A 24,924-nucleotide genomic window follows, 5' to 3' on the forward strand; every position below is an offset into this window, starting at 1 on the left:
ACTGGACAAGGCCGAGGGGTACAAACTGGCCCAGTTGGAACGTCTTCGTCCGCCAGTACGGTCGACCTGAACCGCAGATCGAACGACAAGGGTGAAAACGCATGACTCCTACCGTGATAGATCGCTTGGCCGACGCCATCAGCACACAGGACATCGAGGCGCTGGTGGCATGCTTCGCGCCCACGTTCTCGATGGAATGGCCGGCGCATCCCGCCCGTTCTTTCAACGGTCCGGATCAGGTCCGGCGCAATTGGGAGGGACTGTTCAAGGCATACCCCACTATTCAGGCGACCATCGCCACGCGCGTGCAGAGCGGCAATGAGATCTGGGGAGAGTGGGAGTTCAGGAGCGAAGTACACGACGGCGCACGGTTCTGGCAGCGCGGCGTCATCATCGTCAACCTCGAAGAGGGGCTCATCCGGAGATCGCGTTTCTACATGGAGCCCGCGGAGGAAGCGGAGTAGTGAAAACCACCACCCGCAGGTCACCGGGCTCGATCGTCATCACATCCTTGTCCAACAGGACCGGCGCACGATCCGGATGACGGATGGTGATCCGGTCCGGGTGATACCCACCGGTATCGGCGGACGACCAGAGACGGGCGAATTCCCCGCTCTCCGTACGCAGGTCCGTCACGAGATCGCGCAACCGCGGATCGGCCGGATAGCGCTGGAGCGCCGCGCGCAGGTCCGCGACCACGGACGACTTGAACCCCGTCAGATACTCCGGTGAACGCACGACATTGGTGGGTGCGTCACCGAACAACCGCCAGGCGATATTGCGCTCGTACCTACCCGGCGCGTCACCGCCACACTTTGCCTCGGTCCAGGAACGATTGCCCGCCAGCACCGTCCACGAAGCGTCGCAGACGCAGGTCGGTACGTCGGTCAGTCGATCCAGCAGCCGTTGCGCGGGCGGCGTGATCTCCCTTGGCACCCTCGCCGCGCGCGCCGGACGCTGGACGTCGGGCACGGCGAACCCGACGAGCAGACACAGCTGTGAGTACTCCGCACGATCCAACCGCAATGCCTTGGCCAGCGCGTCGACCACCGCTCTGGACGGGCGCCGACGCCCTTGCTCCAAGCGCTTGAGATGCTCTTCCGACACGCCGGCCAGTCGAGCCAGTTCGTCACGACGTAGCCCGGGGACGCGCCGCGTCGCCGGCAGCGCGGGCCGTATTCCAACCGTCTCAGGCTTGACCCGCGCCCGAAATCCTCGCAGCGTCGCGCCGAAGTCGTCATTCATCCCCACCCACTGTGCCAGCCACGGGGCCGAAACGCCCGATAATCTCCCGCCGCAGGAACCGAGGTCCAGCGCCCGCTCACGTTTCTCTCCCAGTGATCAGTGGCCTATTGTTCAGGCGTCGACCCGTTCGGTCCGAGGTGGGGTGTGTCCAGGAAGTCGAGCACCAGCGCGGTGACTTCGGCAGGGCTGTCCACATGAGCGAAGTGGGACGACCGGTCCAGTTGGTGTAGTTGCGCATCCGGGATCAGTGCGGCCAGTTTCGGCCCGGTGGCGGGCGGAACCATCGGGTCTTGGCGGGAGTAGATGAGCAGCAGTGGCATCGGGAACGGTTGCCGCACGCTCCGGCGACGGTCGAGTTCGCCGATGAAGTCGGCGAAGCCGCTCGGCGCCATCACGTCCCGCAGGTAGCTGACGAAGGTGCGAATGCCCTCGGCAGTGGTCAGCGGGGCGCCGTACTCGCGGGCCTCCTCGAGCGGAGCGTGTCGTCGTAGTAGTGCACAATCCGGTGCGCCCAGCGCGTCGTGTCGCGCCGGACCCACCACCCGAATCCGCTTGCCGCCCCTGGAAGTGACAGTGCCGCATGCAATGCGCGCATCCGCGCTACCGGGAATGCCGGTGCGTGGATATCGACCAGCCGGGAGAATGCGCCCGGGTCTGCGAGGGCGTGACGCATGATCAGGTACCCGCCGAGCGAATTACCGACGGCGGCGCAGCCACGCAACCCGAGTGCCGTCTGGAACTCGCCGATCCACGCCGCCATCGCCGGTGCGGACAGTCGCACGGCCGGTTGGCTGCTGCGGCCGTTGCCCGGCAGGTCGGGGACGATCAGGCGGAAGCGCGCACCGAGACCGTCGAGCACGTATCGCCACGAGTAGCCGGTGGTCATGAGGCCGTGAATCAGCAGAAGCGGTGCCCCACTGCCATATTCGCGGTAGTGCACCCGGACAGGACCCAGTGACGCCGAGTCCATCTCCAACTCGTGTGGCGTCGACGCGAAGTAGGGGTGCGGCCGCGTCGGCAACTCGGGCAGTCGAGCGAATCGCTGCCGCTGGAACGGGCGTAGCGATGCTTGATCGGTGTGCACAGTCATGACATTCTCCCCGGTCCGAGTTCTTGCAACGCTTGCATGAACTCCCGGGAGGTACGCTACGCACCGGGCGAACTTATTGCAACGATTACAAGAGTTGGGCTGAGTGTGGACCCTCGCAAGCAACGCACCATCGACGCGCTCCTGCACGCGGCGGGTGAGATCTTCAGTGACCGTCCGGCCGACGATGTGACCGTGGAAGAGATCGCCGAGCGGGCGGGAGTGGCGGTCGGCTCGATCTACAACCACTTCGGATCCAAGTCCGGCCTGCACGCCGCCGTGGTCGAGCGTGTACTCGACGTCGACGGCCGGTTCATGGACCTCGCCTTCACCCCGGATCGGAGCCCGGCCGAGCAGATCTATGCCGCGGCCGAACAGTACCTGCAGCTCTACCTGCAGTACCCCGAGTACTTTCGCATGCTGGCCTTCCCGGCTGATCCGGGCCGGTACTCGGCCGGCAGAGAGTTGTCCGAACGTTTGGCGCGAAATATCAAGCGACAGAACGATCGTCTGGTCGATGCCCTGGCCGCCGGTATCGCCGCGGGGATCGCACGGCCGGTCGACCCGTCAAGGGTCGCCACTGTCTTGTTGGCCGCCTGGAACGGCATCATCAGCCTCAACTGGCGCCCGGATCAACTGCACCGGACCGAGGCCGAACTACGAGAACTGCTCGAAACCGCTGCCGACGTCATCGCCAACGGACTACTGGAAAACCCGAAATAGTCGCGATTTGGAGTGCCCACTGCCTACCCGGCCGCGGCCTGCGATTCCAGGGCCATCGCGGTCTCCAGCGAGATCAAGCGCGAGTTCTGCAGCGCCGCGACTTCCCAGCGGTCGTTCTGCCACGCCACGACGAGCAGTTGCATGAACAGGCGGTGTGGAGGTGGCTCCTGCTCACCGGGCATCGCCATGGCCATCCGGTGGTGCACCACACCCCAACCCGGCCCGACGACCCGGGCGAACAGCACATCGCCCTGTACCAACCGGGAACCCTTCATCACCGTGTCGAAAATCGGCTGATGGAACGCGATCATCTGCTCGCGGCCCTTGTGAACGCTCCCCTCCCAATCCACGAGCTCGGCATCGTCCGCGAAATCGGCCAGGAACGCGGCGGCGTCACCGCGGTTCCAGCCCTCGTTCATCTGGGCCGGGATGGCACTCATCGCCTCGACCGACTGTTCCATGCGATCACCTTCCTGTGCTGTCAGCCTCCATCCTCACCGAGCCGGGCGGGAAGCGCCTTGATCATCCGCGCACGGTTGCTGGACGTGAGTGCCGCCGCGTTGTATCCGTAGGTCGCCTTGAACAGCCGGCTGAAGTGCGCCGGATCGGTGAACCCCCAGCGCGCCGCGACGGCCGCGACGGTGCGGTCGGTCCCGGCCAGCTCCGCACGGCACCGCTCCAGGCGCCGCCGGCGGATCAGAGCCGCGACCGTCAGCGGCTGGCCCTCGAACAGCTTGTGCAGGCGGCGCACCGACATATGGTGCGCCACAGCCACCTTCGCCGGGGTGAGATCCCGGTCGGACAGCCTCGCCTCGATGAAACCGACAACCCGGGAACGCAACGCCTCGTCGGGGACCGGACGCGCATCATCCAGCTGAGCCGACAACGCCACCGCGATCAGCTCGATCACCGCGGCCGCCGACCTGTCCGCCTCGTCCGCGCGGAACCCGCTCAGCGACCGCGCCATCTCCCGCGCGAGCGAGGACACCAGCGCGCCGGGGCCCCGATCACCACGAATACGCATCCCGGCCAGCCGCGTGGCATCGTCGGCCCGAAGCCGCAGCGATCCCCGCGGCACCAGCATGGTCACGCTCGTGGTCGCGGTGGTAGCGAACCGCACCGGCCGCACCGGATCGATCAGGACCAGATCACCCGGCCCGAGCACAGCCGTGTTGCCCCCCTGCTCAGCACGCACCCGCCCCCGCGTCACCAACTCGATCTGCCACAGCTCGCTGTCCGCGTCGCGGACCGACCGCGCCGGTCGGAAACACTCGCCCTCCGGGCTAACCAGCTCGGCCAACCGCAAAGGCCCCAGGTCGCGAGTCACGACGCCACCGCGGAAGTCGCCGCGTACGCGCCGCCGACCGATCAACGGCGGCAGGCCACTGGCCGCTAGCGTCTCCAGAAAAGCATCGGCGCTGTTCATCACACGACGCTACCGGTTCGATCGAATATTTCTCTCGGCCGGACAGGTCACCTCGTTCTACAGCGGGTTCATCGGTCCGCTTGCGGAATCGCTGAGGGGGCAGCGATTCCGCAAGCGGACGGGCAGACCCGCACTATCCGTGGCTGTACCGTGGGCAATCTCAGGCGATTTCAGCGGATGCGCCGATGGGCATTCGGCGGTACGGGGCGCCGATGCCGGGGCCGTTGTCACCCAGAAAGCCGGCGACCATCGCGGTGCCGATGTCGTTGAGTGCGCCGTCGTGGGCGGCGAGAGCCTGGCGCGGGGCCACCTCCCGTAAGTCTCGCCGCCTCCATCCTCCGCTGAACCGGGTTCAGCGAATGGGCCGGAAACACCGTTGGATCCGCCGCCCCACACCCAGGCTCGGCCTCACACTGCCGCCGTCAGCACCCTCCACGCCTTTCTGGAACGCGAGCGGACCTGCGGAGTGGCGTATTCGATTCGTCTGCGCGCCTCGGAGGCACTGATCCGCAGCAGATCACTCAATAGCTCCACTGTGTCGCGGTAGCCGGTGTCGGCGGCGAGACCACGGCGCTCGGCCTCGGCAACGGCCGCGACCATGGCCGCACCCAACCGGCGTCGGCGGCGTTCGGTTTCGATGAGGGTGCGCAGCAAGTCGACATCGGCCAGGTCGGACCATCTCCGAGCCGGAGCATCCGGTGCCAGTGCAGTCGAATGTGTGTTCACCCGAGACACCCTACCGCATTATCGAACATATGTTCTATAAACGGTTTGGCCCGGTACGTCACGTTCAGCAGCACCAATCGGCACAGCCGATGAATCCTCCGGAGCCCCACGTTGGACGGCGCAAGCGTGCCGCACGTGTCACTCTGACAGGCAGTCGCCGTAGAGCGTTGCCGTGCGACGCACGCACGGCAACGTCAATAACGGCCAGGTGACCGAGAAATCATCATCAGCGCAGGGGCACACGAGCTTTCGCGGCCCACAGCAGTGACGGCACCGGCCGATCTCAGCGCAGCGCGGCGGCTCTGCGGCGGGCGGCGGCGGCCTTCTTCGGATCCTTGTCGGCGGGTTTCTTGGCGGTGGGTTTGACGGGTGCGGCGGCGGCGCTCTTCGCGGTCGTACTCTGCGCTGCCGTGGTCTTGGTTGCCGAATTCTTCGATGCGGCAGCCTTTTTCGCGGCAGGTTCGGCGGCGGGGGCGGCGAGGACCTCCTTCAGGAACTGGCCGGTGTAGCTCCCGGACACGGCGGCCACATCCTCCGGGGTGCCCTCGGCGACGATGGCGCCGCCGCCCGAACCACCCTCGGGGCCCATGTCGATCACCCAGTCGGAGGTCTTGATGACGTCCAGGTTGTGCTCGATGACGATGACCGTATTGCCCTTGTCGACAAGGCCGTTGATGACGACGAGGAGTTTGCGGATGTCCTCGAAGTGCAGTCCGGTGGTCGGCTCGTCCAGGATGTAGACGGTGCGGCCGGTGGAGCGCTTCTGCAGTTCGGCCGAGAGCTTCACGCGCTGGGCCTCACCGCCGGACAGCGTGGGTGCGCTCTGGCCCAGGCGCACGTAGCCCAGGCCGACGTCGACCAGCGTCTTGAGGTAGCGGTGGATCGAGGTGACCGGTTCGAAGAATTCCGCGGCCTCCTCGATGGGCATATCGAGCACCTCGGCGATGGTCTTGCCCTTGTAGTGCACCTCGAGGGTCTCCCGGTTGTAGCGGGCGCCGTGGCACACCTCGCACGGGACATACACGTCGGGCAGGAAGTTCATCTCGATCTTGAGCGTGCCGTCGCCCGAGCACGCCTCGCAGCGACCGCCCTTGACGTTGAACGAGAATCGGCCCGGCTGATAGCCGCGCACCTTCGCCTCGGTGGTCGCGGCGAACAGGGTGCGGATCTTGTCGAAGACGCCGGTGTAGGTCGCGGGATTCGAGCGCGGGGTGCGGCCGATCGGGGACTGATCGACCTGTACCAGCTTGTCCAGATGGTCCAGGCCGTTCACGCGGGTGTGGCGGCCCGGCACCTGACGGGCGCCGTTGAGCTTGTTCGCCAGGACCGTCGCCAGGATGTCGTTCACCAGCGTGGACTTACCCGATCCGGAGACGCCCGTCACCGCGGTGAGCACGCCCAGCGGGAACGCCACGTCGATGGTGCGGAGGTTGTGCTCGTTCGCGCCGACCACGGTGAGCTGCTTCTTCTTGTTCACCGGACGGCGTACCAGCGGCACCTCGATCCGCTCGCGCCCCGAAAGATAGGCGCCCGTCAGGGAATTCGCATCGTCCAGCAGGCCCGGATACGGCCCGCTGTACACCACCTGACCACCGTGCTCGCCCGCGAGCGGGCCGATGTCCACCACCCAGTCCGAGGCATGGATCGTATCTTCGTCGTGTTCGACGACGATCAGCGTGTTGCCCAGATCCCGCAGCCGGGTGAGGGTTTCGATGAGGCGGCGGTTGTCGCGCTGGTGCAGGCCGATGGACGGCTCGTCCAGTACGTACAGCACGCCGACCAGGCCCGAACCGATCTGGGTGGCCAGCCGGATGCGCTGCGCCTCACCGCCGGACAGGGTGCCCGCCGCGCGCGAGAGTGTCAGGTATTCCAGGCCGACGTCCAAGAGGAAGCCCAGGCGCGCCTGAATCTCCTTGAGCACCTGCGCGGCGATCGCGGCCTCGCGCTCGCCCAGGCGCAGCCCGTTCAGGAATTTCGCGCACTCCCGGATGGACAGATCCGACACCTCGGCGATGGACCGGTGCCCCTCACCCGACCCCAGGGTGACCGCGAGGATCTCCGGCCGCAGCCGCGCCCCGTCGCAGACCGGGCAGGGCACATCGCGCATGTAGCCGTCGTAGTGCTCCTTCATCTGCTCGGACTCGGTGTTCTCGAGCCGGCGCTGCAGGAAAGGCATCACGCCCTCGAAATCGGCGTAATACGAGCGTTTACGGCCATAGCGGTTGGTGTACGACACGTGCACCTGCTCGGAGCTGCCCTCCAGCACCGCCTTGCGCGCCTTGAGCGGCAACTGGTTCCATGGCGTGTCCATCGAGAAGCCCAGCGCCCCGGCCAGACCCGACAGCAACCGGGTGAAATACTCGGCGGTCTGCCCGCGCGACCACGGCGCGATGGCGCCGTCGTTCAGGCTCAGCTCACCGTCGGGCACCACGAGATCCGCATCGACCTCCTTGCGGATGCCCAGGCCCGTGCAGTCCGGGCACGCGCCGTACGGGGAGTTGAACGAGAACGAGCGCGGCTCGAGATCCTCGATGTCCAGCGGATGCCCGTTGGGGCAGGCCAGCTTCTCGGAGAAGCGGCGCTCGCGGTCGTGCGCGTGCTCGTCGCGGTCCACGAAGTCCAGCACCACGATGCCGTCGGCCAGGCGCAGCGCCGTCTCGATCGAATCGGTGAGGCGCTGTTTGGAACCCGACTTCACCGACAGGCGGTCGATCACCACCTCGATATCGTGCTTCTCCTGCTTCTTGAGCTTGGGCGGCTCGGTGAGGGGATGCACCACACCGTCGACCCGCACGCGCGAGTAGCCCTGCGAATTCAGCTGATCGAACAGGTCGACGAATTCGCCCTTGCGGGTGCGCACCACGGGCGCGAGCACCTGGAATCGGATGCCCTCCTCCATGGCCAGGACCTGGTCGACGATCTGCTGCGGGGTCTGCTTGGCGATCAGCTCACCGCAGACGGGGCAGTGTGGTGTGCCGGCGCGCGCGTACAGCAGGCGCAGATAGTCGTGCACCTCGGTGATCGTGCCGACCGTGGAGCGCGGATTGCGGTTGGTCGACTTCTGGTCGATGGAGACCGCGGGCGAGAGACCCTCGATGAAATCCACATCGGGTTTGTCCATCTGGCCGAGGAATTGGCGCGCGTAGGCCGACAGCGACTCGACGTAGCGACGCTGCCCCTCGGCGAAGATGGTGTCGAACGCGAGACTGGACTTGCCAGATCCGGACAGTCCGGTGAACACGATGAGACTGTCGCGGGGCAGGTCGATATCGACCCCCTTGAGGTTGTGCTCCCGCGCTCCGCGCACCGTCAGGCGATCCGCCACAAGCCGTCCCTTCCCATTCGTGTTCCGGCGTCCACTACTACCCGGCCGCCATGCTAAACACACCCACCGACAAGTTCGGCTCGCGGCGATGAGGTGGTGGCCCGGACCAGGGATTTCGGCTGCCAGGACCGTGCAGGTTGGAAGCCGTGGGTACCAGCCTACGACGCGCGGCAACTCCGGACGCGATGTGATCCGCCGCACCCGGACGATCTACGCGACCGGCCCCAGCACCACGACCGAATTGTTGCCGCCCATACCCATCGACGATTTCACGGTGAGCCCGCCCTCACATTCGGTCGGGCCGTCCAGCAGCCGGGGATGGGCCGGTGCGACGAGCGGCACTGCCGGGACGATCCCGTTCTCATAGCCCAGAGCGGTCGCGGCGACCTCGACCCCGGCCGCGGCGCCCATGCAGTGCCCGGTCAACGGCTTGATCGAGTACAGCGACGGCCGATCGTCGAAAATCTGCTTCAGCGCCTCGGATTCGGCCGCATCGCACTGGCGGGTGCCCGACCCGTGCGCGTTGAAGTACCGGACCTGCTCGGGCCGCACCCCGGCCACGCGCAGGCCGCGCTCGAAGCAGTCGAGGACCTGCTCGTGCGAGGGTTCGACCGAGACGACGTGATAGGCGTCGTTGGTCATGGCGCCGCCGAATACGGCCGCGTAGGGACGCTCGACCTCGCGGGAAAGGACGAAAGCCGTGGACGCCTCCCCCATGACGAAACCGCGGCTGTCCTGCTGGAACGGACGGCAGGCATCCAGGGGCTCCGCGTCGTCGATCGCCGCGCCCACCCTGACGAAGTGCTCGAGCATGTCGGGGGTGGCCGACAGATCCGTGGTCACACAGATCACATCGTCGGCCAACCCCTGGTCTAACCATAGTCGGGCGGTGATCAAGGCGACGTTGGCCGAACTGCAGGCGGCCGACACGTTCATCGACGGACCGTGGAAGCCGTACTCGTGTGTCAGCACCGCGACCGGCGTCGAGGGCAGCAGCCGCAGATAGTCGCGGGAGCGGCGGTGCCCCTGATCGACGGTGTAGAAATCGCGCCAGTTTCGCACATCGCCGAGCACGATCGCGTGCAGCACACCGACCGTGCCGCCCGGCCGCCAGCCGCGCTCCCGCGCGTCCTGGATCGCCTCGCGCACGGACTCGTGCATGGCCCGCCCGTACAGACTCGGGCTGACCGTGAGGTCCCCGCCCTCGGGGACGACAGCAACCCATGCGTAGTCATCGCGCGCGGGGCCGTACCCTGGATGCAGCCGGGCGGCGGACTTTCCGCTCAGCAACCCGTGCCACAGGGTCTCGCGGCCCCAACCGTACGCGGAGACGACGCCGATCCCGGCAATCGTCATATGATCTTGGTGTCTTGGGGTGCTGAACGCCATAGTCTCGCTCCTTAGCCGGTCCGAGCAGAATAGCGAACAGTTCGCCACTGCTGAGCTAACCCGTGGTTCTACCGTCCGATTAACGCTCGACGAAGTGCCCGAACCGTGACTGACCCGTTAGCGTCGGCGCCGCGATCTTTGGTACGCCGATACCAGAACAATCTCATGCAGGATATGGCCTGAATAGTCGATGACCAGGGGGTACATGTGGGTGAGGTGGGCCGTGGCCCGGACGGCGCCGTCGATGACGGCGCACAGCACGACGATCCCGTGGCGGACGTCGAGCAACTGGCGCTGCGGTATCGGACACTGGTCGAGCACAGCCCCGACAGTGTCGTGGTACACGAGGGTGGCAACCTTGTTTTCGCTAATCCGGCTATGGCCCGGTTACTCGGCGCGAGGTCGGTCGGGGACATCCTCGGCCAGCCGGTGACCAGATTCGTCGCCCCGGACGACGTGGGCCCCATGCACGACCGCATCGACCTGCTGACCCACACCGGCGACGCCTCCGCGCCCGCCGAGATGACCCTCACCCGGCTCGACGGCGCGACGGTCGATGTGGAAACCGTCTCCGTGCTGACCGTCTGGCACGACCGCCGCGCCTATCAGGTGGTCATCCACGACCTCACCCCGCAGCGCCGGGCCGAGGCGGCGCAGCGGCGCGCCGAACAGCACTACACCACGGTCGTCTCCCAGCTCGAGGAGGGCGTGGTCGTGATCGGCCGGGACGGCCGCATCGAGTCGATCAACCCGGCCGCACTGCGGATCTTCGGCCACGACGGCAGCAATCTGGTCGGCATCGCGATCGCGGCGCTGCCGCTGTCCTTCCTGGACACCAACTCACAACCGCTGCCCATGTCACGGCATCCCGTGGCGCGCACCCTGATCACCGGCGAGACCGTCGCACAGTACGTGTTCGGCCTGGACCGCCCGGACGGGCAGCGCCGCTGGCTGTCGGGCTCGTCCCGGCTGCTGAATCCCGACGATCCGGAGTCCTCGGCGGTGTCCTCGTTCAACGACATCACCGAGTTCCGGGCCAGCCGCAGACAGCTGGAATACCAGGCCACCCACGACCCGCTGACCGGCCTGGCCAACCGATCCCTGGTGCTGTCCCGGCTGGCCGGGGCGCTGGGCACCAGCGAAGAGCAGCCGGTGTCGACCGTGCTGTTCATCGACCTGGACGGATTCAAGGCGATCAACGACTCACTCGGTCACGCGATCGGCGACACCGTCCTGCAGATCGTGGCCCAGCGACTCCAGCGCAGCCTGCGCCAGGACGACGTGGTGGGCCGGATCGGCGGCGACGAGTTCCTGGTCCTGCTGTCCGGGCGCACCCTGCCTGTCGACCTGTCCACACTGGTCAAACGCCTGCGCCAGGCCATGGCCGAACCGATCATCGCGCGCGGGCACCGTATCCATATCGACGCCTCCATCGGGGTGACGCCGTTGCACCAGGGCGACTCCCGCACACCCGAGGCGGTGCTGCACGATGCCGACGTGGCGATGTACCGGGCCAAACCCCAGGCTCGCCATGAGGGCTCGCAAATGGGACGGCGACCGAACAATACCCATGCCTCCTGACCGGCTCCGGAGCGCCGAATACCGGTCCGGCGCGCGGGGCAATGCGACGGGAAGGCTCGGCAACCCACCGTTCACCTGCGGTTACGGCGCAATGGCAGATTGCTGACTAGACTCGACAACTCTGTTTTCCCTTCGCGCGCGGCCGGCAGGCCGGCCGTGGTGACAAGGAGTTGCGACTTGCCCGACCGCCTCACCGAGGACAGCCCGGCGACCGGCCATACCGCCGAGCTGGCGCGCGAACAGACGCATCTGACGCTGCTGTACGAACGCCTGGACGCGATGCGCGAATACGCTCAGCGCAGGTTGCGTACGGTGCTGCTGGAGACCGGCGGCACCCCGCAGGCCCGCAGCGAGCGCGAGTCCTTCACCCAGCTCTACACCGAGGATCTGGCCAAGTACGACGCCGCCGAGCACGGCCTGTGCTTCGGCCGGATCGACCTGGAGGAGACGCCGGAGAACCCCGGGGATACCGAGCGTTACATCGGCCGCCTCGGCATTCTGGACGAGGACGACGACTACGCCACGCTGTTGCTGGACTGGCGCGCGCCGATGGCCCGCCCGTTCTACCTGGCCACCACCGCCACACCCGACGGTGTGAAGCGCCGCCGTCACATCCGCTCCCGCAATCGCTCGATCACCGCGATCACCGACGAATACCTGGACCTGGACCTGGCTCGAGCGGAAGGGGCGACCGAGGCCGACAGCGGCGTCGGCAGCGAGAGCGCCCTGCTGACCGCGTTGAACGCGGCCCGCACCGGCCAGATGGCCGACATCGTGGAGACCATCCAGCACGAGCAGGACGCGATCATCCGCTCCGAACACAAGAGCGTGCTGGTGGTGCAGGGCGGGCCGGGCACCGGCAAGACGGCCGTCGCGCTGCACCGCGCCGCCTATCTGCTGTACACCTACCGCAAGCAGCTGGACAAGGCGGGCGTGCTGATCATCGGCCCGAATTCGACCTTCCTGGACTACATCGGCCAGGTGCTGCCTTCGCTCGGTGAGACCGGCGTGCTGCTGTCGACGATCGGCAACCTGTACCCGGGAGTGCGTGCGGCGCTGGAGGATTCGCTACACGCGGGCGAGCTGAAGGGTTCGCTGGACATGATCGAGACGCTGAAGAAGGGCGTGCGGGACTGGCAGCAGACCCCTGCGGACCCGATCCGGCTGAGTTTCGACGGCTACGAGCTCGTCCTGGATCGCAGGATCGTCACCAAGGCGCGCGGGCGGGCGCGTTCGTCGCGGCGGCCGCACAACCTGGCCCGGCCGGTATTCGCCGCGTCGGTGGTGGACGCGCTGACCGACCAGCTGGCCGAGACCATGGGCAAGGACCTGACCGGCGGCCAGAACCTGCTGAGCCAGGCGGATCTGACCGAGATCCGGGACGAGATGCGCGCGGACGCGGAGATCCAGCGCGCCATCGCCAAGCTGTGGCCGATCCTGACGCCGCAGGAGGTGCTGGCGGGCCTGTGGGCCGATCCGGCTCGGCTGGCCCGTGCGGCCGATCAGCTCTCGCCGGAGGATCGCAAGGAGCTTTTTCGGCCGGACAGTGAGAATGACGCGGCTCGCCGCGGTGGCCGGTTCAGTGCAGCCGACGCGCCGCTGCTGGACGAGCTGGCCGAACTGCTCGGCGTCGACGACGCGGAGGAGCGCGAGCGGTCGCGGCGGCGCTGGCGAGCCCAGCTGGCCGAGGCGCAGGACGCGCTGGACATCCTGAGCGGCTCCGCGCCACAGGATCTCGAGGACGAGCTGGACCCGGAGATCCTGATGGCCTACGACCTGATCGACGCCTCCCAGCTGGCCGAGCGCCAGCAGGTGGGCAGCCGCCAGACCACCGCGGAACGCGCCGCCGGGGACCGCACCTGGACCTATGGGCACGTGATCATCGATGAGGCACAGGAACTTTCGGAGATGGCGTGGCGAATGGTGATGCGGCGCATCCCGAATCGCTGGGTCACTGTCGTCGGCGATGTCGCGCAGACCGGCGATCCCGCGGGCGCCTCGTCGTGGAAGCGGATGCTGGAACCCTATGTGGCCCAGCGCTGGAAACTCACCGAGCTGACCGTCAACTATCGCACGCCCGCCGAGATCATGGCGGTGGCCGCGGATGTGCTCGCGGCCATCGACCCCGACGCCACGGTTCCCCGATCGGTCCGCGAAACCGGTTGCGCGCCAACAGCGGTACGGGTAGCGGCGAGTGATCTGGCACGTACCGTCGGCGACCTCGTCGCGGCCGAGCAGCCGCGTCCGGGCACCGCCGCGGTCCTCGCACCGCACGCCTCGGTCGCCGAATACACCGATCTGGCCGATGATTCGGTGCGCGTGCTGACCGTGAGCGAGGTCAAGGGCCTGGAATTCGACGCGGTGATCCTCGTCGAGCCCCAGGACATCCTGGACGAATCCCCGCGCGGTCTCAACGATCTGTACGTCGCCCTCACTCGAGCGACCCAGCGGTTGACCGTGGTGCACTCGGGCGAGCTACCGGAGGTGCTGCGCGCACTGGGCTGAGCGTCCCGGCCCGGCACATCGGTTCACGCACGGACAGACGACCCGCTCCTGCCCGAATCGCGCTCGGCCCGTGAACGTCCTGCTGTCCTGGACCAGCTGCCAGGGCACACTGAGGAGCGCCCCCGCCCCGGCACAGCCCACGCCCGCACAGGCGGCCGACCCATGCCCCGAAGCTGTCTTGGGCCAAGCCGCCGGGGCCGGCCGAGGTGAGCTCCCGATTCGGACACGCCGGCCTACGCCCCGACGGCTGAATCCCGCCCCGAGTCCACTCCGGCCGGGATTCAGCCGGCATGCGACAGTTCGCCGCACAGGGGCCGGGGAATCGCGCTCGCCCCGTGCGGATTCGATTCCCCGGCCGAAATGCGACCGCTGGCATGTAAGGTCCGGGAATTCGCGCTCGTAAGGTCCGGCGGACCCAAGCGGGTGCGGCGCGGATACCACCGGTGACACCGACCGGCCGATTCAGTCGATCGTCATGCGGGCGGCGAGGCCGTCCAGCAGCGCCTCGAGGCCGCGTTCGAATCGGCCGTCCAGGGCGTCGGCGTTCGGCACAATGGCCGAATCACCTTCCGACAGTTGATCATTCATGGCATTCAGGTTCGGAAACTCGCCGGTACGCATCAGCCTCATCCCGAATTCGACCACGGCGGAGACCGATTCGGGATCCGATTCGGCAAGCTCTGTGCGGGACAGGGTTTCGATGGCGTGCAGTGACGCACCCAGCACATAGGCGTCGACTGCGGCGATGAGCTCGAATTTCTCCTGCTTGCCCAGACGGGTGCCGGCCAGCGCGGCGAGGTTCTGCTCCATGTGCCGCATGGCATTCGGGCCGAAGGCGGCGGCAGTGAGGGCGGCCGGCGACCAGGGGTGTGCCATCAGGACCGCCCGGGTACGGCGTGCGATGGCCGCCGTGGCCGCACGCCATCCTGTGCGCAACTCGGCATCCGATACGAGTTGATCGGCCAGGATCGTGTCCTGCATCAGCGCGACGACATCGGACTTGTTGCGCACGTAGTAGTACAGCGTCATCGTGCCCGCGCCGAGTTCGGCGGCGATGCGCTTCATCGTGACGGCCTCGAAGCCCTCGGTATCGGCGATGCGCAAGGCCGCCGCACCGATCTGCTCGCGGGTGAAGCGCGGTTTGCGGCCGCCCGGCTCGGGGTGTGCCCAGATGGGTGTGTTGTCCGCCGTTGACATGCGTACAGCATACGAATAATCTTTTCGTATCACATACGAAACTCTCGTATGAGACACGAATAGGGGACATCATGAGTTACGCCCGCCTCCACGACGCCATGCACCGCCTGCCCGGCTTCCCGGATCACGACGAGGCCGCCGCGCGAAACAGCAACCGGTCCGGCCGGATTCGCGCAGCGCGCGGGAACACCGCCGTCAACGCGGCCGGAAAGGCCCGGGCGCAGCGCTGGAACACCACGGTGAACGAGGCCGCCGCGGTCCGCGCGGCGCGCTGGAACTCCAACGCCCACGCCGAGCCCCCGCGCGTCCTGGTGGGTCTGCAGAAGTTCATCGCCAGTCGCGTCGGCCGGGGTGAGTGAGCATGCCCCGACGCGACCCGGCCGCGATCACGGCCACCGGGGTGACCAAGGAATTCGCGGGCGCCACCGGCCTGCACGATGTCGACCTCGACGTCCCGGCCGGCTCGGTCGCCTCCCTGCTCGGCCCCAACGGCGCGGGCAAGACCACGATGGTGCGGATCCTGTCGACCCTGCTGCGGCCCGACTCCGGCGTGATCCGGGTCGCGGGGCACGACGTGCTGCGCGAACCGGAACGCGTGCAGGCCGTCATCGGCCTGACCGGCCAATCGGTCGCCGTCGATGCCAAACTGTCCGGGCACGAGAATCTGCGGATGTTCGGCCGTCTGCAACGACTGTCCTGGCCCGTCGTGCGGGAGCGCTCGGCACAGCTGCTGGAGACGTTCGGTCTGGCCGACGCGGGCACGCGCGCGGTCAAGACCTACTCCGGCGGGATGCGCCGCAAGCTCGATCTCGCGCTGAGTCTGATGGCCCAGCCGATGGTGCTGTTTCTGGACGAGCCGACCACCGGCCTGGATCCGGCGAGTCGGCATGCGCTCTGGGAGGTGATCCGCGGCCTGGTCCAGCACGGCACGACGGTCCTGCTGACCACGCAGTACCTCGACGAGGCCGATGCGCTGGCGGACTCGATCGTATTCCTGGACGCCGGTCGGGTGGTCGCCACCGGGACCCCTGCCGAACTGAAGGCACGCGCCGCGAACACCCAACTCGTCCTCACGACGACGTCCGCGCATGATGCCGCACGGCTGACCACATGCCTGGACGGCTATCACACCGTCGCCGACCATCGGACCGTGCGAATCGCCGTGCCCGCCACCGGCGATGGCGGCCTGAAGGAGTTGCGGGCCGTACTCGACGCGGCCCTGCGCGCGGCGGTCGACGTCGAGAGCTACGCCGTGCGCGATCCCGATCTCGACGACGTCTATTTCCACCTGACCGGGCATGCCAGACCTGCCGAAGCCGAGGCCGCCGCATGACCGCGCTCACTCCCCCGATCCACCGAAGTGGTTCGCTCGCTTGGATATTCAGCGACTACTGGGAGATGGTGCGGCGCAGCCTGCGCCATATCCGCCACGATCCCGAACAGCTGATCAATGTGACCCTGCAGCCGGTGCTGACCGTCGTCCTGATGAACTGCCTACTCGGCGGGGCGATCGGCGCCGGAGGTCGCGGGCGATACATCGATTACGTCATGCCCGGAATCCTGGTCGTGGCCATCGCCTTCGCCGCGGTTACCACCACGACGAGTGTGGCCGCCGATCTACAGGACGGTGTGGTCGACCGGTTCCGGACCCTGCCGATCGCGAAGTCATCGGTGATCGCCGGACATGTCGTCGCCGATCTGGTCCGCAGCGGATTCGGAGTGGTCGTCACCACGGGGGTCGGCATCGCGGTCGGTTTCCGGCCGCACGCGGGCGTCGGCGACTGGGCAGCCGCGATCGGCCTGCTGGTGCTGGTGGCGCTCGGAATGTCTTGGCTCGCAGCGTTGATCGGGCTGCTGGGCCGTTCCCTCGAGGTCACTCAGCAGCTGTCCGCGTTGATCATCCTGCCAGTATTCTTCAGCAGCGCACTGGTTCCCACCGGCACGATGCCCGGTTGGCTACGGATCGTCCTGGCCAACCAGCCCTTCAGCCAGGCCATCGACGCACTACGCGCAGTGATGCTGAGCCAACCGGCCGGCGACCATATCTGGTGGGCGCTGGCCGAATTCGGCGTGATCACCGTGGTGACGGGCGCCGTCGCCGGAGCGCTGTTCCGTAGGTCGACACGATAAACGGCCGCGACGACCGAGTACCGCCGTACGCACTCACCGCAGTCCGAAGGCCACTCTCGCAGTGCGAGAGTGGCCTTCGGGCATAGCTTGTCGGTGTCGACGCGATCGCGACTACCGCACGGTGTGCACGATCAGCACGTCGACGATGGACTTGCGGGCGACGTCCGAGGGGACCGAGCCGAGCAGGCGGCCCGCGAGGGTGTTCAGGCCCCGGTTACCGACGACGAGCAGGTCGGCCTTGACGTCCTTGGTCAGGTTCAGCAGCGATTCGACAGGCTCGCCGACGATCGCCTTCTCCACGACGATGGAGGCCCCGGCGGTGTGCGCCTTCTCACGGGCCGACTGCAGGATCTCATTGGTGGGCGCGGAGCCGCGGACCTGATAGGCCTCGTCCTTCAGCACATCGGCCGCGGCGGCCACGTCACGGTCGTCGGTCGGGTAGTAGGCGCAGGCGACATACAGGGTCGCACCGGAGGCCCCGGCGAGGGCTGCGGCCTTTTCCACGGCGACGTACGACGAGTCCGAGCCATCGGTACCGACGACAATGGACCGGTAGGCGGTGGTCATCTCTCCTCCAAACGGCAGGTGGTGGGATGCGCGCGGCGAGCCCACGTATGCGGGCCGCCGTGCGGCAACTGCGCTAGACCATAACCGCTGTCGAGTCGGAAAAATCCCAAATTGCATCACATCACATCGACGTGCCGTGTGGTGCCGCGACACACATTCACCGGCGAATGCTGCGATAGCCTTGTCTACCAGCGCCGATTCCGATTCTTCCGGGTGCTACGGAGAGTCGCGTCTCTTCGGCGAACGGTCTTGCGGCCGTGGGATTCTCATCACAGTGCCGCCGCGAACGCCGCAGAACCGTACGTAACATGACCGTTGCTGGAAATAGTGAATTACCACAATTCCGCTCACCCCAGCGACCGGACATATTCCAGCGGCGCCATTCCGACCTCCACAGCGAACTCACGCGTGAAGTGCGCCTGGTCGAAATAGCCGAGTTCCACGGCGAGCGCGGCCAGATCGGCGGTGCGACCGTCGGCGAGCAGTTGTGCGCCGTCCTGGAGGCGATACCGGCGCAGCACCCACTTCGGCGCCACGCCGATATAGCGCCGGAACAGTCGCTGCAGGGTGCGGGTCGGCACGCCGAAGCGCTCGGTGACCTGGTCGACACGGGTCAGGCTCCGATCGGAGGCCATGGCCGCGATAATCCGCAGGACCAGCCGATAGGACTCGTCGGCGGGGACCTGCCCCGCCGCAGCCGTGAAGAACTGCTCCACTATCTCGCGGCGCTGCTCATCGGTGGACGCGTCCAGGACCTTGTCGGTCAATCCCGCCGTATCCGGCAGCACCTCGGCGAGCTCGACCACCTCGTCCCGGAATTCGCCGACATCCAAGCCGGTGAACGCGCCGAATCCACCCGGCCGGAATTTAGCCGCGAAGGTCTCACCGGTTCCGCGCAGCTCACGCACGTACTTCGTCGTGGACACGCCGTAGACGAATCCGCCCGACCGCGTGTGGGTCCGCTCGAAGCTCACGTTGATACTCGGGGACGGCAGCACCTCCGCGTAGTAGTCCGGCCGGCCGCGCAGATCCCAGTCGATCGCCCAGTACCACTCCACGAACCGGCACGTCTGCGGACCGGCCGCGAGCCGCCGCAGGCTGCTGTGCCGATCTTGCTCGCGCGGCCGCAGAATGCCCTTTGCGACCTCCGGCGGCGGCACCGGGACGAACTCCGGCGCGGCCTCCGCGCCAACGCCGTCATCGGATACGACCATGCCCACTCCGCTGTCGCGTTCTTACAAGACCGGCAGAACCGGATCGGCGAGAGTCGTGGACATGACGAACAGCGTGAATCCGATCCCCGAGGGCTATCACTCGATCAACTGTTTCCTGGCCGTCCCCGACGGCAACAAGGCCATCGAGTTCTACCGAGCCGTCTTCGGCGCCGAAGTCGTGAGCCGCAACGACCTGCCCGACGGCCAGCCCGCCCACGCCGAACTGCGCATCGGCGACTCGACGTTCCAACTGGGCATGCCGATACCCACCGAGGGCGTCCGGGCCCCCGCCGAGGACTGGGTGCACACCAGCGTCGTGCACTACTGCCCCGACGTCGACGCGGTCGCGAAACTGGCCCGCGAACACGGCGCGAAACGCGTCACCGACCCCGAGACCTTCGTTACCGGCGATCGCTACGGCCTGGTGATGGATCCCTTCGGCCACCGCTGGGTGGTCATGACCCGGGTGGAGGACGTCTCCCGCGAGGAGGCCGAACGCCGCGTCACCGAGTGGATGGCCAGCCAAGAAGCCCCCCAGGACTGACCACCGCTCCGGCGGAGCCGGAGCCCAGGCGCACCTTCCCTGTGTGCACCCCTCGGAGTGCGTGCGCCCGGGCTCCGGCCTCGCCGGGCGACCGGCCGGCCGGATCATTTCAGACCGGCCGCGTCCATACCGCGCAACTCCTTCTTCAGGTCGGCGATCTCGTCGCGCAGGCGACCCGCCAGCTCGAATTGCAGTTCGCGGGCGGCGTTCATCATCTGGTCGGTCATCTCCTTGATCAGATCGGCCAGTTCGGCGCGCGGCATGGACTTGATGTCGCGGCCCTCGTAGACACCGGCGCTGACCGCGCGACCGGGCTCGCCCTGGGCGCGGCGCCCACGGCTGGCGTTACGGCCCGAGCCGCCGACCTCGACCTCCGTCTCCTCGGCCTCCCGATACACCTGGTCGAGGATGTCGGCGATCCGCTTGCGCAGCGGTTTGGGGTCGATGCCGTTGGCCTCGTTGTAGGCGACCTGTTTGGCGCGGCGGCGTTCGGTCTCGTCGATGGCGTTGCGCATCGAGTCGGTGATCCTGTCGGCATACATGTGCACCTCGCCCGAGACGTTGCGGGCGGCGCGGCCGATGGTCTGGATCAACGATCTGGTGCTGCGCAGGAAGCCCTCCTTATCGGCGTCCAGGATCGACACCAGGGACACCTCGGGCAGGTCCAGGCCCTCGCGGAGGAGGTTGATGCCGACCAGCACGTCGTATTCGCCCAGGCGCAGCTGGCGCAGCAACTCGACGCGGCGCAGCGTGTCGATCTCCGAGTGCAGATACCGCACCCGCACGCCCAGGCCGAGCAGATAGTCGGTGAGATCCTCGGACATCTTCTTGGTGAGGGTGGTGACCAGGACCCGCTCGTCGCGTTCGGCGCGCTGGCGGATCTCGTGCACCAGATCGTCGATCTGGCCCTTGGTCGGCTTCACCACGATATGCGGATCCACCAGACCGGTCGGGCGGATGACCTGCTCGACGAACTCACCGGCGGCCTGCCCCATTTCGTAGTCGCCCGGGGTGGCCGACATGTACATGGTCTGGCCGATCCGATCCGCGAACTCTTCCCAGGTCAGCGGGCGATTGTCCACCGCGGAGGGCAGCCGGAAGCCGTATTCGACGAGGTTACGCTTGCGGGACATATCGCCCTCGTACATGGCGCCGATCTGCGGGACGGTGTTGTGTGACTCGTCGATGACGAGCAGGAAGTCGTCCGGGAAATAGTCCAGCAGCGTGGCGGGGGCGGAGCCGGCCGAGCGGCCGTCGATATGCCGCGAGTAGTTCTCGATGCCCGAGCAGAAGCCGACCTGCCGGATCATCTCCATGTCGTACTGGGTGCGCATGCGTAGCCGCTGCGCCTCGAGCAGCTTGCCCTGACGCTCGAATTCGGCCAGGCGCTCCTCGAGTTCGGCCTCGATATCGCGGACCGCGCGCTCCATCCGCTCCGGGCCCGCAACATAGTGCGTGGCCGGGAAGATACGGACGAAATCCACCTGGCGCACCACATCACCGGTGAGCGGGTGCAGGTAGTACAGCGCCTCGATCTCGTCGCCGAAGAACTCGATGCGGATCGCCAGCTCCTCGTAGGAGGGGATGATCTCGACGGTATCGCCGCGCACCCGGAACGAGCCGCGTGTGAACGACATGTCGTTGCGGGTGTACTGGACGTCCACCAGCAGCCGCAGGAGCCTGTCGCGGTCGACCTCACGGCCGACGTTCAGCTGAACCGAGCGGTCCAGATAGGACTGCGGGGTGCCCAGGCCGTAGATGCACGAGACCGACGCCACAACGACCACATCGCGCCGGGACAGCAGGCTCATGGTGGCCGAGTGGCGCAGCCGCTCGACATCGTCGTTGACCGAGCTGTCTTTCTCGATGTACGTATCCGTCTGGGCGATGTACGCCTCGGGCTGATAGTAGTCGTAGTACGAGACGAAATACTCGACCGCGTTGTGCGGCAACATCTCTCGCAGCTCGTTGGCCAGCTGCGCGGCCAGCGTCTTGTTCGGCGCCATGACCAGGGTCGGTCGCTGCACCCGCTCGATCAGCCAGGCGGCCGTCGCGGATTTACCGGTGCCGGTGGCGCCCAGCAGCACCACGTCGCGCTCGCCGGCCGCCAATCGGCGCTCGAGCTCCGCGATCGCGGTGGGCTGATCACCAGCGGGTCGATACTCGCTGACCACCTCGAACCGGCCATCGGTCCGCTCGATCGCACCGATGGGCCGGAACTCCGAATGCGCCAGCGGCGTATTGCCCTCATGGTCCGGCTCGACGGGAAGTTCGGTTGCGAAAGCCATACCTCACAGCGTAGGACCACCCACCGACAACAAACACCTCTCAGCCCCTGGACCAGCGCGGACCGCACCGAAGACCCATCGCGGACCCTCACGACACACCGCTGACAGCATATTCACGGCAAACTCCTCGGCGGATGTGACCCCGGTACGTAACACAATCGGCACATGTCCGAAATGTCCGGTGGCACAACGCGGTTCACCTATCTGCAGGTATGTGGCGAATTCGTCACGACGCGCGGACGGCGCGTTTATGCGAGAGCGAGACCGGCTATCCGGGTGTACTGTCCTATCCGGTTCCCAGGCAGTCAAGAAGGGGCAGTGCAATGACCAGTCTTCAACCATTGCGCAACGCGGCACGCAACCTGCTCGCGACCGTCCATACGCACAGCGCCACCCCGCACGCCACGAACTCCGCCGAGCTCGTCGCGCCCGTACATGTCCCGCGCCGCCCGTCCACGGAGTATTTCAACCTCGACGAGTGCACCAAGACCGACTCGCGCGGTTTCGTGCGCTCGGTCGAGAGCTATCACGCCGAGCCGTGGGGTCTGTACCTCGTGCGCACGGCCGACGCCCCGCCCGAACGGTATACCGAGACCTGGTTACTGCCCGGGCCGGCGCTGCGGATCACCATGAGCCACGTGAACACGGCGCACGACCGTGATCCGGTCTACCACGTCTACCTCGGCGACTACGCCCGGATCGAGTCCAAGCGGTGGCGGGCCACCTACCACTACCTGGATATCGTGTGCCGCAACGGCCGCACCCCCGAACTGCACGGCCTGGACGAACTGTTCGCCGCCCACGACGTGGGCTACGTCGACGCCGCCGAGGCGCAGCGCATCATCGAACGCGCCAATACCGTGGTCTCCGGGGTCGCCGCGCACAACCATCATCTCGAACGCTGGCTGGGCACCCATGGGATCACCCTCAGCTGGTTGTAATGAACCAAAGCCCGATCACCGGTAGATTGGGCAGACATGACCCAGGCGCAAGCAGTGGATCTGCACCGACCGAAGGTCGAATACTTCGACATCGCCGAGCTCACCAACACCGATCCCAAGGGGTTCGTGCGGACGGTCGAGCGGTATCAGGTCGAGCCGTGGGGGCTGTACATGGCCCGCACGGCCGACCATGCCGAGTTCAGTTATCTGGAATCCTGGTTCCTACCCGCACTGTCGTTGCGCGCCACGGTCTTCCACTTCACCCCCGTGAACCTGCGTGATCAGGACTACTACATCGATATCGGCGAGTTCGGCGAGGTCGAGCCGGGCCGGTGGCGCTCGGTCGATCATTACCTGGATCTCTCGGTGCGCACCGGCCGCGGGGTCGAGTTGCTCGACGTGGACGAGTTGCTCGCCGCCCACACGGCGGGGTACCTCACCCTGCGGGAGGCACAACAGGCCGTCGAGACGGCCACCACAGCGATCGACGGAATCGCGGGGCACGGGTACAACTTCGAGCGCTGGATCGACAAGACCTACGGGATCACATTGAGCTGGAAGTGAGGCGGACAGCAGGTCTCATCGACGGGCGAGCGCGCAACACACCGGCGACGCCGGGCGCTCGAATCACCGCGACCGGTCGGCCCAGGCGAGCACCCGTGGATACACCTCGTCGAACCACGGCGTTTTCACCTCGAGATATGCCTCGATCGCGCGCGGATCGGACAGCCCCGCGGCCGCCGCCTCGGCCTTGCGCTTGACCGCCAGGTAGTCCTCCCGCGCCTCGGGCACCGCGCGCAACCAATCCCGGAACGCCAGTGCGAAGACCTGCCCCGGCGACCCGTCGACCCGCACATGCAGGTTCACCGGTCGCCCGGGATCGGCGGCGGCGTGAATCCGCTTCTCCCACAGCGCGATGTCGGTGCCCGCCTTGCCGTCGTCGGTGGTGATGTGCTCGATTCGCGGAAAACCGGCCTGCTCCAACGGGTCGCGCAGTCGATCGGCGGTCTCCAGATCCGCGACGGTGAGCTGCAGATCGATCACGTCCTTGGCCGGGAACCCGGGCACCGCGGTCGAACCGATGTGAGCGATACGCAAAGCCGCACCGCCGCAAACCAATCCGATCCGCGCGATCAGCCGTTGCGCCTGCGCCGCCCATTCCGGATTCGGTTCGGCCACATGGATCGGACCGCGCGGCGGCCACGACCGGGTACGCAGGTTCTGCTCGAACGGCGCCAGCCGCTCCTCCCACAGCGCCCGCACCTGGGGTTCGAGATCTTCGGGCGAGCCGTCGTTGTCCAGCAGCACATCGGCCATCGCACGGCGCTGTTCGTCGGTGGCCTGCGCGCGAATCCGGGCCAGCGCGTCGTCGCGGGCGATACCCCGGAACTCGCCCAGGCGCCGCACCCTGGTCTCGACATCGGCCATGACCACCAGCACCAGGTGCATCATCGCGCCGAGACCGTTCTCGACCAGCAGCGGAACATCCTGCACGACAATGGAATCGGCCGGGGCGGCGGCGATCAGTTCGACGGTGCGGCGCCCGACCAACGGATGCGTGATCGAATTGAGAGTGGTCCGCGCCTCGTCGCTGGCGAATGCCTTGGCCGCCAACGCCGGCCGGTCGAGGCTGCCGTCCTGCGCCAGGATCTCGGGCCCGAACGCCTCGACCAGCGCGGCCAGCCCCTCGGTACCGGGCTCCACCACCTCGCGGGCGATCGCATCGCTGTCGACCAGGACGGCGCCCCGCTCCACGAGCATCCGCGCCACCGTCGACTTACCCGCTCCCATGCCTCCGGTGAGACCAATACGCAACATTCCCCCAGTCTCGCACTACCCCTATCTCCCCACCCCGCTCACCCTGTCCGCCTCATCTCGGCGCGGCCGACACACCAAGCCACGCAACCGCATCGAGCCGACCACCCGAGAGGTGAGCACCGGTCGGACACCCAACGAGGCTGAATACCCAAACCTCGGCATAGCAATTCCCCCTAACGAACCAATTGTCCATTTCGTGATGGCTGCGATATCAATTC

The 24,924-nt window shown here is 67.1% G+C and carries 24 protein-coding genes; 10 read left to right on the top strand and 14 right to left on the bottom strand.

Going from position 1 to position 24,924, the window contains the following annotated elements; all coding sequences use genetic code 11:
• The first annotated feature begins 101 nt into the window (after window positions 1-101).
• The gene (locus JZ791_RS25815) at window positions 102-464 is read left to right on the top strand and encodes a nuclear transport factor 2 family protein (RefSeq protein ID WP_216897815.1); all 363 of its coding nucleotides are present in this window, start codon (window positions 102-104) and stop codon (window positions 462-464) included.
• On the opposite strand, the gene JZ791_RS25820 is transcribed toward JZ791_RS25815, so the two are convergent.
• The 3 genes from JZ791_RS25820 to JZ791_RS25830 form a co-directional block, all read right to left on the bottom strand.
• On the bottom strand, window positions 415-1,245 hold the full coding sequence (locus JZ791_RS25820) for a helix-turn-helix domain-containing protein (RefSeq protein WP_216897816.1): 831 nt from the start codon (window positions 1,243-1,245) through the stop codon (window positions 415-417). The two genes, JZ791_RS25815 and JZ791_RS25820, sit on opposite strands and share 50 nt — an antisense overlap.
• A gap of 104 nt (window positions 1,246-1,349) precedes the next feature.
• Window positions 1,350-1,784 carry an alpha/beta fold hydrolase gene (locus JZ791_RS25825; RefSeq protein WP_308163094.1) on the bottom strand — a complete coding sequence of 145 codons (435 nt, stop codon included), beginning with the start codon at window positions 1,782-1,784 and terminating at the stop codon, window positions 1,350-1,352.
• A complete protein-coding gene (locus JZ791_RS25830) occupies window positions 1,685-2,335 on the bottom strand; it encodes an alpha/beta fold hydrolase (protein WP_216897818.1) in 651 nt (216 codons plus the stop codon). The genes JZ791_RS25825 and JZ791_RS25830 overlap by 100 nt, the downstream gene beginning before the upstream one ends.
• Before the next feature lie 105 nt (window positions 2,336-2,440).
• Here JZ791_RS25830 and JZ791_RS25835 point away from each other — a divergent pair, with 105 nt between their 5' ends.
• Window positions 2,441-3,055, top strand: a complete 615-nt coding sequence (locus JZ791_RS25835; protein ID WP_216897819.1) for a TetR/AcrR family transcriptional regulator — start codon at window positions 2,441-2,443, stop codon at window positions 3,053-3,055.
• Between the two features lie 23 nt (window positions 3,056-3,078).
• Here JZ791_RS25835 and JZ791_RS25840 read toward each other — a convergent pair whose 3' ends face one another.
• The 6 genes from JZ791_RS25840 to JZ791_RS25865 all read right to left on the bottom strand — a co-directional run bounded on the left by JZ791_RS25840 (window position 3,079) and on the right by JZ791_RS25865 (window position 9,888).
• Window positions 3,079-3,516, bottom strand: a complete 438-nt coding sequence (locus tag JZ791_RS25840) for an SgcJ/EcaC family oxidoreductase (RefSeq protein WP_216897820.1) — start codon at window positions 3,514-3,516, stop codon at window positions 3,079-3,081.
• Window positions 3,517-3,536: 20 nt separating this feature from the next.
• Window positions 3,537-4,481, bottom strand: a complete 945-nt coding sequence (locus tag JZ791_RS25845; protein WP_216897821.1) for an AraC-like ligand-binding domain-containing protein — start codon at window positions 4,479-4,481, stop codon at window positions 3,537-3,539.
• A 160-nt stretch (window positions 4,482-4,641) separates the two neighbouring features.
• A complete protein-coding gene (locus JZ791_RS25850) occupies window positions 4,642-4,791 on the bottom strand; it encodes a hypothetical protein (protein ID WP_216897822.1) in 150 nt (49 codons plus the stop codon).
• Between the two features lie 98 nt (window positions 4,792-4,889).
• Entirely contained in the window at window positions 4,890-5,207 is a 318-nt protein-coding gene (locus JZ791_RS45275; RefSeq protein WP_308163095.1) for a DUF222 domain-containing protein, read from the bottom strand.
• Between the two features lie 283 nt (window positions 5,208-5,490).
• Window positions 5,491-8,532: an excinuclease ABC subunit UvrA gene (uvrA, locus tag JZ791_RS25860; protein ID WP_216897823.1), complete on the bottom strand. Its 3,042-nt coding sequence runs from the start codon at window positions 8,530-8,532 to the stop codon at window positions 5,491-5,493.
• Window positions 8,533-8,742: 210 nt separating this feature from the next.
• Window positions 8,743-9,888 (bottom strand): beta-ketoacyl synthase N-terminal-like domain-containing protein, encoded by a 1,146-nt coding sequence (locus tag JZ791_RS25865; protein WP_216897824.1) that lies wholly within the window; start codon window positions 9,886-9,888, stop codon window positions 8,743-8,745.
• Between the two features lie 240 nt (window positions 9,889-10,128).
• Here JZ791_RS25865 and JZ791_RS25870 point away from each other — a divergent pair, with 240 nt between their 5' ends.
• Together JZ791_RS25870 and JZ791_RS25875 are read left to right on the top strand one after the other, a co-directional pair.
• Entirely contained in the window at window positions 10,129-11,502 is a 1,374-nt protein-coding gene (locus JZ791_RS25870; RefSeq protein ID WP_308163096.1) for a diguanylate cyclase domain-containing protein, read from the top strand.
• Window positions 11,503-11,679: 177 nt separating this feature from the next.
• On the top strand, window positions 11,680-14,007 hold the full coding sequence (locus tag JZ791_RS25875; RefSeq protein WP_254206303.1) for a HelD family protein: 2,328 nt from the start codon (window positions 11,680-11,682) through the stop codon (window positions 14,005-14,007).
• 462 nt (window positions 14,008-14,469) lie between these two features.
• Here JZ791_RS25875 and JZ791_RS25880 read toward each other — a convergent pair whose 3' ends face one another.
• Window positions 14,470-15,204 (bottom strand): TetR/AcrR family transcriptional regulator, encoded by a 735-nt coding sequence (locus tag JZ791_RS25880; protein ID WP_216897825.1) that lies wholly within the window; start codon window positions 15,202-15,204, stop codon window positions 14,470-14,472.
• 71 nt (window positions 15,205-15,275) lie between these two features.
• Between JZ791_RS25880 and JZ791_RS25885 the strand changes: the two genes are divergently transcribed.
• Genes JZ791_RS25885 through JZ791_RS25895 form a run of 3 tightly spaced genes read left to right on the top strand, consistent with a single transcriptional unit; the run spans window position 15,276 to window position 17,334 of the window.
• Window positions 15,276-15,563, top strand: a complete 288-nt coding sequence (locus JZ791_RS25885; RefSeq protein ID WP_216897826.1) for a hypothetical protein — start codon at window positions 15,276-15,278, stop codon at window positions 15,561-15,563.
• 2 nt (window positions 15,564-15,565) lie between these two features.
• Window positions 15,566-16,537 (top strand): ATP-binding cassette domain-containing protein, encoded by a 972-nt coding sequence (locus JZ791_RS25890; RefSeq protein WP_216897827.1) that lies wholly within the window; start codon window positions 15,566-15,568, stop codon window positions 16,535-16,537.
• Window positions 16,534-17,334 carry an ABC transporter permease gene (locus tag JZ791_RS25895; RefSeq protein WP_216897828.1) on the top strand — a complete coding sequence of 267 codons (801 nt, stop codon included), beginning with the start codon at window positions 16,534-16,536 and terminating at the stop codon, window positions 17,332-17,334. Before JZ791_RS25890 ends, JZ791_RS25895 begins: the two co-directional genes overlap by 4 nt.
• A 111-nt stretch (window positions 17,335-17,445) precedes the next feature.
• Here JZ791_RS25895 and JZ791_RS25900 read toward each other — a convergent pair whose 3' ends face one another.
• Together JZ791_RS25900 and JZ791_RS25905 are read right to left on the bottom strand one after the other, a co-directional pair.
• Window positions 17,446-17,901 (bottom strand): universal stress protein, encoded by a 456-nt coding sequence (locus tag JZ791_RS25900; RefSeq protein WP_216897829.1) that lies wholly within the window; start codon window positions 17,899-17,901, stop codon window positions 17,446-17,448.
• A 347-nt stretch (window positions 17,902-18,248) separates the two neighbouring features.
• A complete protein-coding gene (locus tag JZ791_RS25905; RefSeq protein ID WP_216897830.1) occupies window positions 18,249-19,115 on the bottom strand; it encodes an AraC family transcriptional regulator in 867 nt (288 codons plus the stop codon).
• A 61-nt stretch (window positions 19,116-19,176) separates the two neighbouring features.
• On the opposite strand from JZ791_RS25905, the gene JZ791_RS25910 reads away from it, so the two are divergent.
• Window positions 19,177-19,659, top strand: a complete 483-nt coding sequence (locus JZ791_RS25910; protein WP_216897831.1) for a VOC family protein — start codon at window positions 19,177-19,179, stop codon at window positions 19,657-19,659.
• A 104-nt stretch (window positions 19,660-19,763) separates the two neighbouring features.
• On the opposite strand, the gene uvrB is transcribed toward JZ791_RS25910, so the two are convergent.
• Window positions 19,764-21,947, bottom strand: a complete 2,184-nt coding sequence (gene uvrB / locus JZ791_RS25915) for an excinuclease ABC subunit UvrB (protein WP_216897832.1) — start codon at window positions 21,945-21,947, stop codon at window positions 19,764-19,766.
• Window positions 21,948-22,270: 323 nt separating this feature from the next.
• Here uvrB and JZ791_RS25920 point away from each other — a divergent pair, with 323 nt between their 5' ends.
• Complete coding sequence (locus JZ791_RS25920; RefSeq protein WP_216897833.1) at window positions 22,271-22,888, top strand: DUF402 domain-containing protein; 618 nt, start codon at window positions 22,271-22,273, stop codon at window positions 22,886-22,888.
• A gap of 36 nt (window positions 22,889-22,924) precedes the next feature.
• On the top strand, window positions 22,925-23,452 hold the full coding sequence (locus JZ791_RS25925) for a ribonuclease FAU-1 family protein (RefSeq protein WP_216897834.1): 528 nt from the start codon (window positions 22,925-22,927) through the stop codon (window positions 23,450-23,452).
• A gap of 63 nt (window positions 23,453-23,515) precedes the next feature.
• Here JZ791_RS25925 and coaE read toward each other — a convergent pair whose 3' ends face one another.
• Window positions 23,516-24,706, bottom strand: a complete 1,191-nt coding sequence (coaE, locus tag JZ791_RS25930; RefSeq protein ID WP_216897835.1) for a dephospho-CoA kinase — start codon at window positions 24,704-24,706, stop codon at window positions 23,516-23,518.
• Between the last annotated feature and the right edge of the window lie 218 nt (window positions 24,707-24,924).

This window comes from Nocardia alni (assembly GCF_019038435.1).
GTDB classification, from domain to species: domain Bacteria; phylum Actinomycetota; class Actinomycetes; order Mycobacteriales; family Mycobacteriaceae; genus Nocardia; species Nocardia alni.

Bases quoted from the DNA above. Each gene is read 5' to 3' on its own strand.
- JZ791_RS25890 (WP_216897827.1), top strand. From the start codon at position 15,566: ATGCCCCGACGCGACCCGGCCGCGATCACGGCCACCGGGGTGACCAAG.
- JZ791_RS25820 (WP_216897816.1), bottom strand. From the start codon at position 1,245: ATGAATGACGACTTCGGCGCGACGCTGCGAGGATTTCGGGCGCGGGTC.
- JZ791_RS25900 (WP_216897829.1), bottom strand. From the start codon at position 17,901: ATGACCACCGCCTACCGGTCCATTGTCGTCGGTACCGATGGCTCGGAC.
- JZ791_RS25920 (WP_216897833.1), top strand. From the start codon at position 22,271: ATGACCAGTCTTCAACCATTGCGCAACGCGGCACGCAACCTGCTCGCG.
- JZ791_RS25840 (WP_216897820.1), bottom strand. From the start codon at position 3,516: ATGGAACAGTCGGTCGAGGCGATGAGTGCCATCCCGGCCCAGATGAAC.
- JZ791_RS25865 (WP_216897824.1), bottom strand. From the start codon at position 9,888: ATGACGATTGCCGGGATCGGCGTCGTCTCCGCGTACGGTTGGGGCCGC.
- JZ791_RS25815 (WP_216897815.1), top strand. From the start codon at position 102: ATGACTCCTACCGTGATAGATCGCTTGGCCGACGCCATCAGCACACAG.
- JZ791_RS25830 (WP_216897818.1), bottom strand. From the start codon at position 2,335: ATGACTGTGCACACCGATCAAGCATCGCTACGCCCGTTCCAGCGGCAG.
- JZ791_RS25885 (WP_216897826.1), top strand. From the start codon at position 15,276: ATGAGTTACGCCCGCCTCCACGACGCCATGCACCGCCTGCCCGGCTTC.
- JZ791_RS25910 (WP_216897831.1), top strand. From the start codon at position 19,177: ATGACGAACAGCGTGAATCCGATCCCCGAGGGCTATCACTCGATCAAC.
- JZ791_RS25905 (WP_216897830.1), bottom strand. From the start codon at position 19,115: ATGGTCGTATCCGATGACGGCGTTGGCGCGGAGGCCGCGCCGGAGTTC.
- JZ791_RS25925 (WP_216897834.1), top strand. From the start codon at position 22,925: ATGACCCAGGCGCAAGCAGTGGATCTGCACCGACCGAAGGTCGAATAC.
- JZ791_RS25880 (WP_216897825.1), bottom strand. From the start codon at position 15,204: ATGTCAACGGCGGACAACACACCCATCTGGGCACACCCCGAGCCGGGC.
- coaE (WP_216897835.1), bottom strand. From the start codon at position 24,706: ATGTTGCGTATTGGTCTCACCGGAGGCATGGGAGCGGGTAAGTCGACG.
- JZ791_RS25845 (WP_216897821.1), bottom strand. From the start codon at position 4,481: ATGAACAGCGCCGATGCTTTTCTGGAGACGCTAGCGGCCAGTGGCCTG.
- uvrB (WP_216897832.1), bottom strand. From the start codon at position 21,947: ATGGCTTTCGCAACCGAACTTCCCGTCGAGCCGGACCATGAGGGCAAT.
- JZ791_RS25895 (WP_216897828.1), top strand. From the start codon at position 16,534: ATGACCGCGCTCACTCCCCCGATCCACCGAAGTGGTTCGCTCGCTTGG.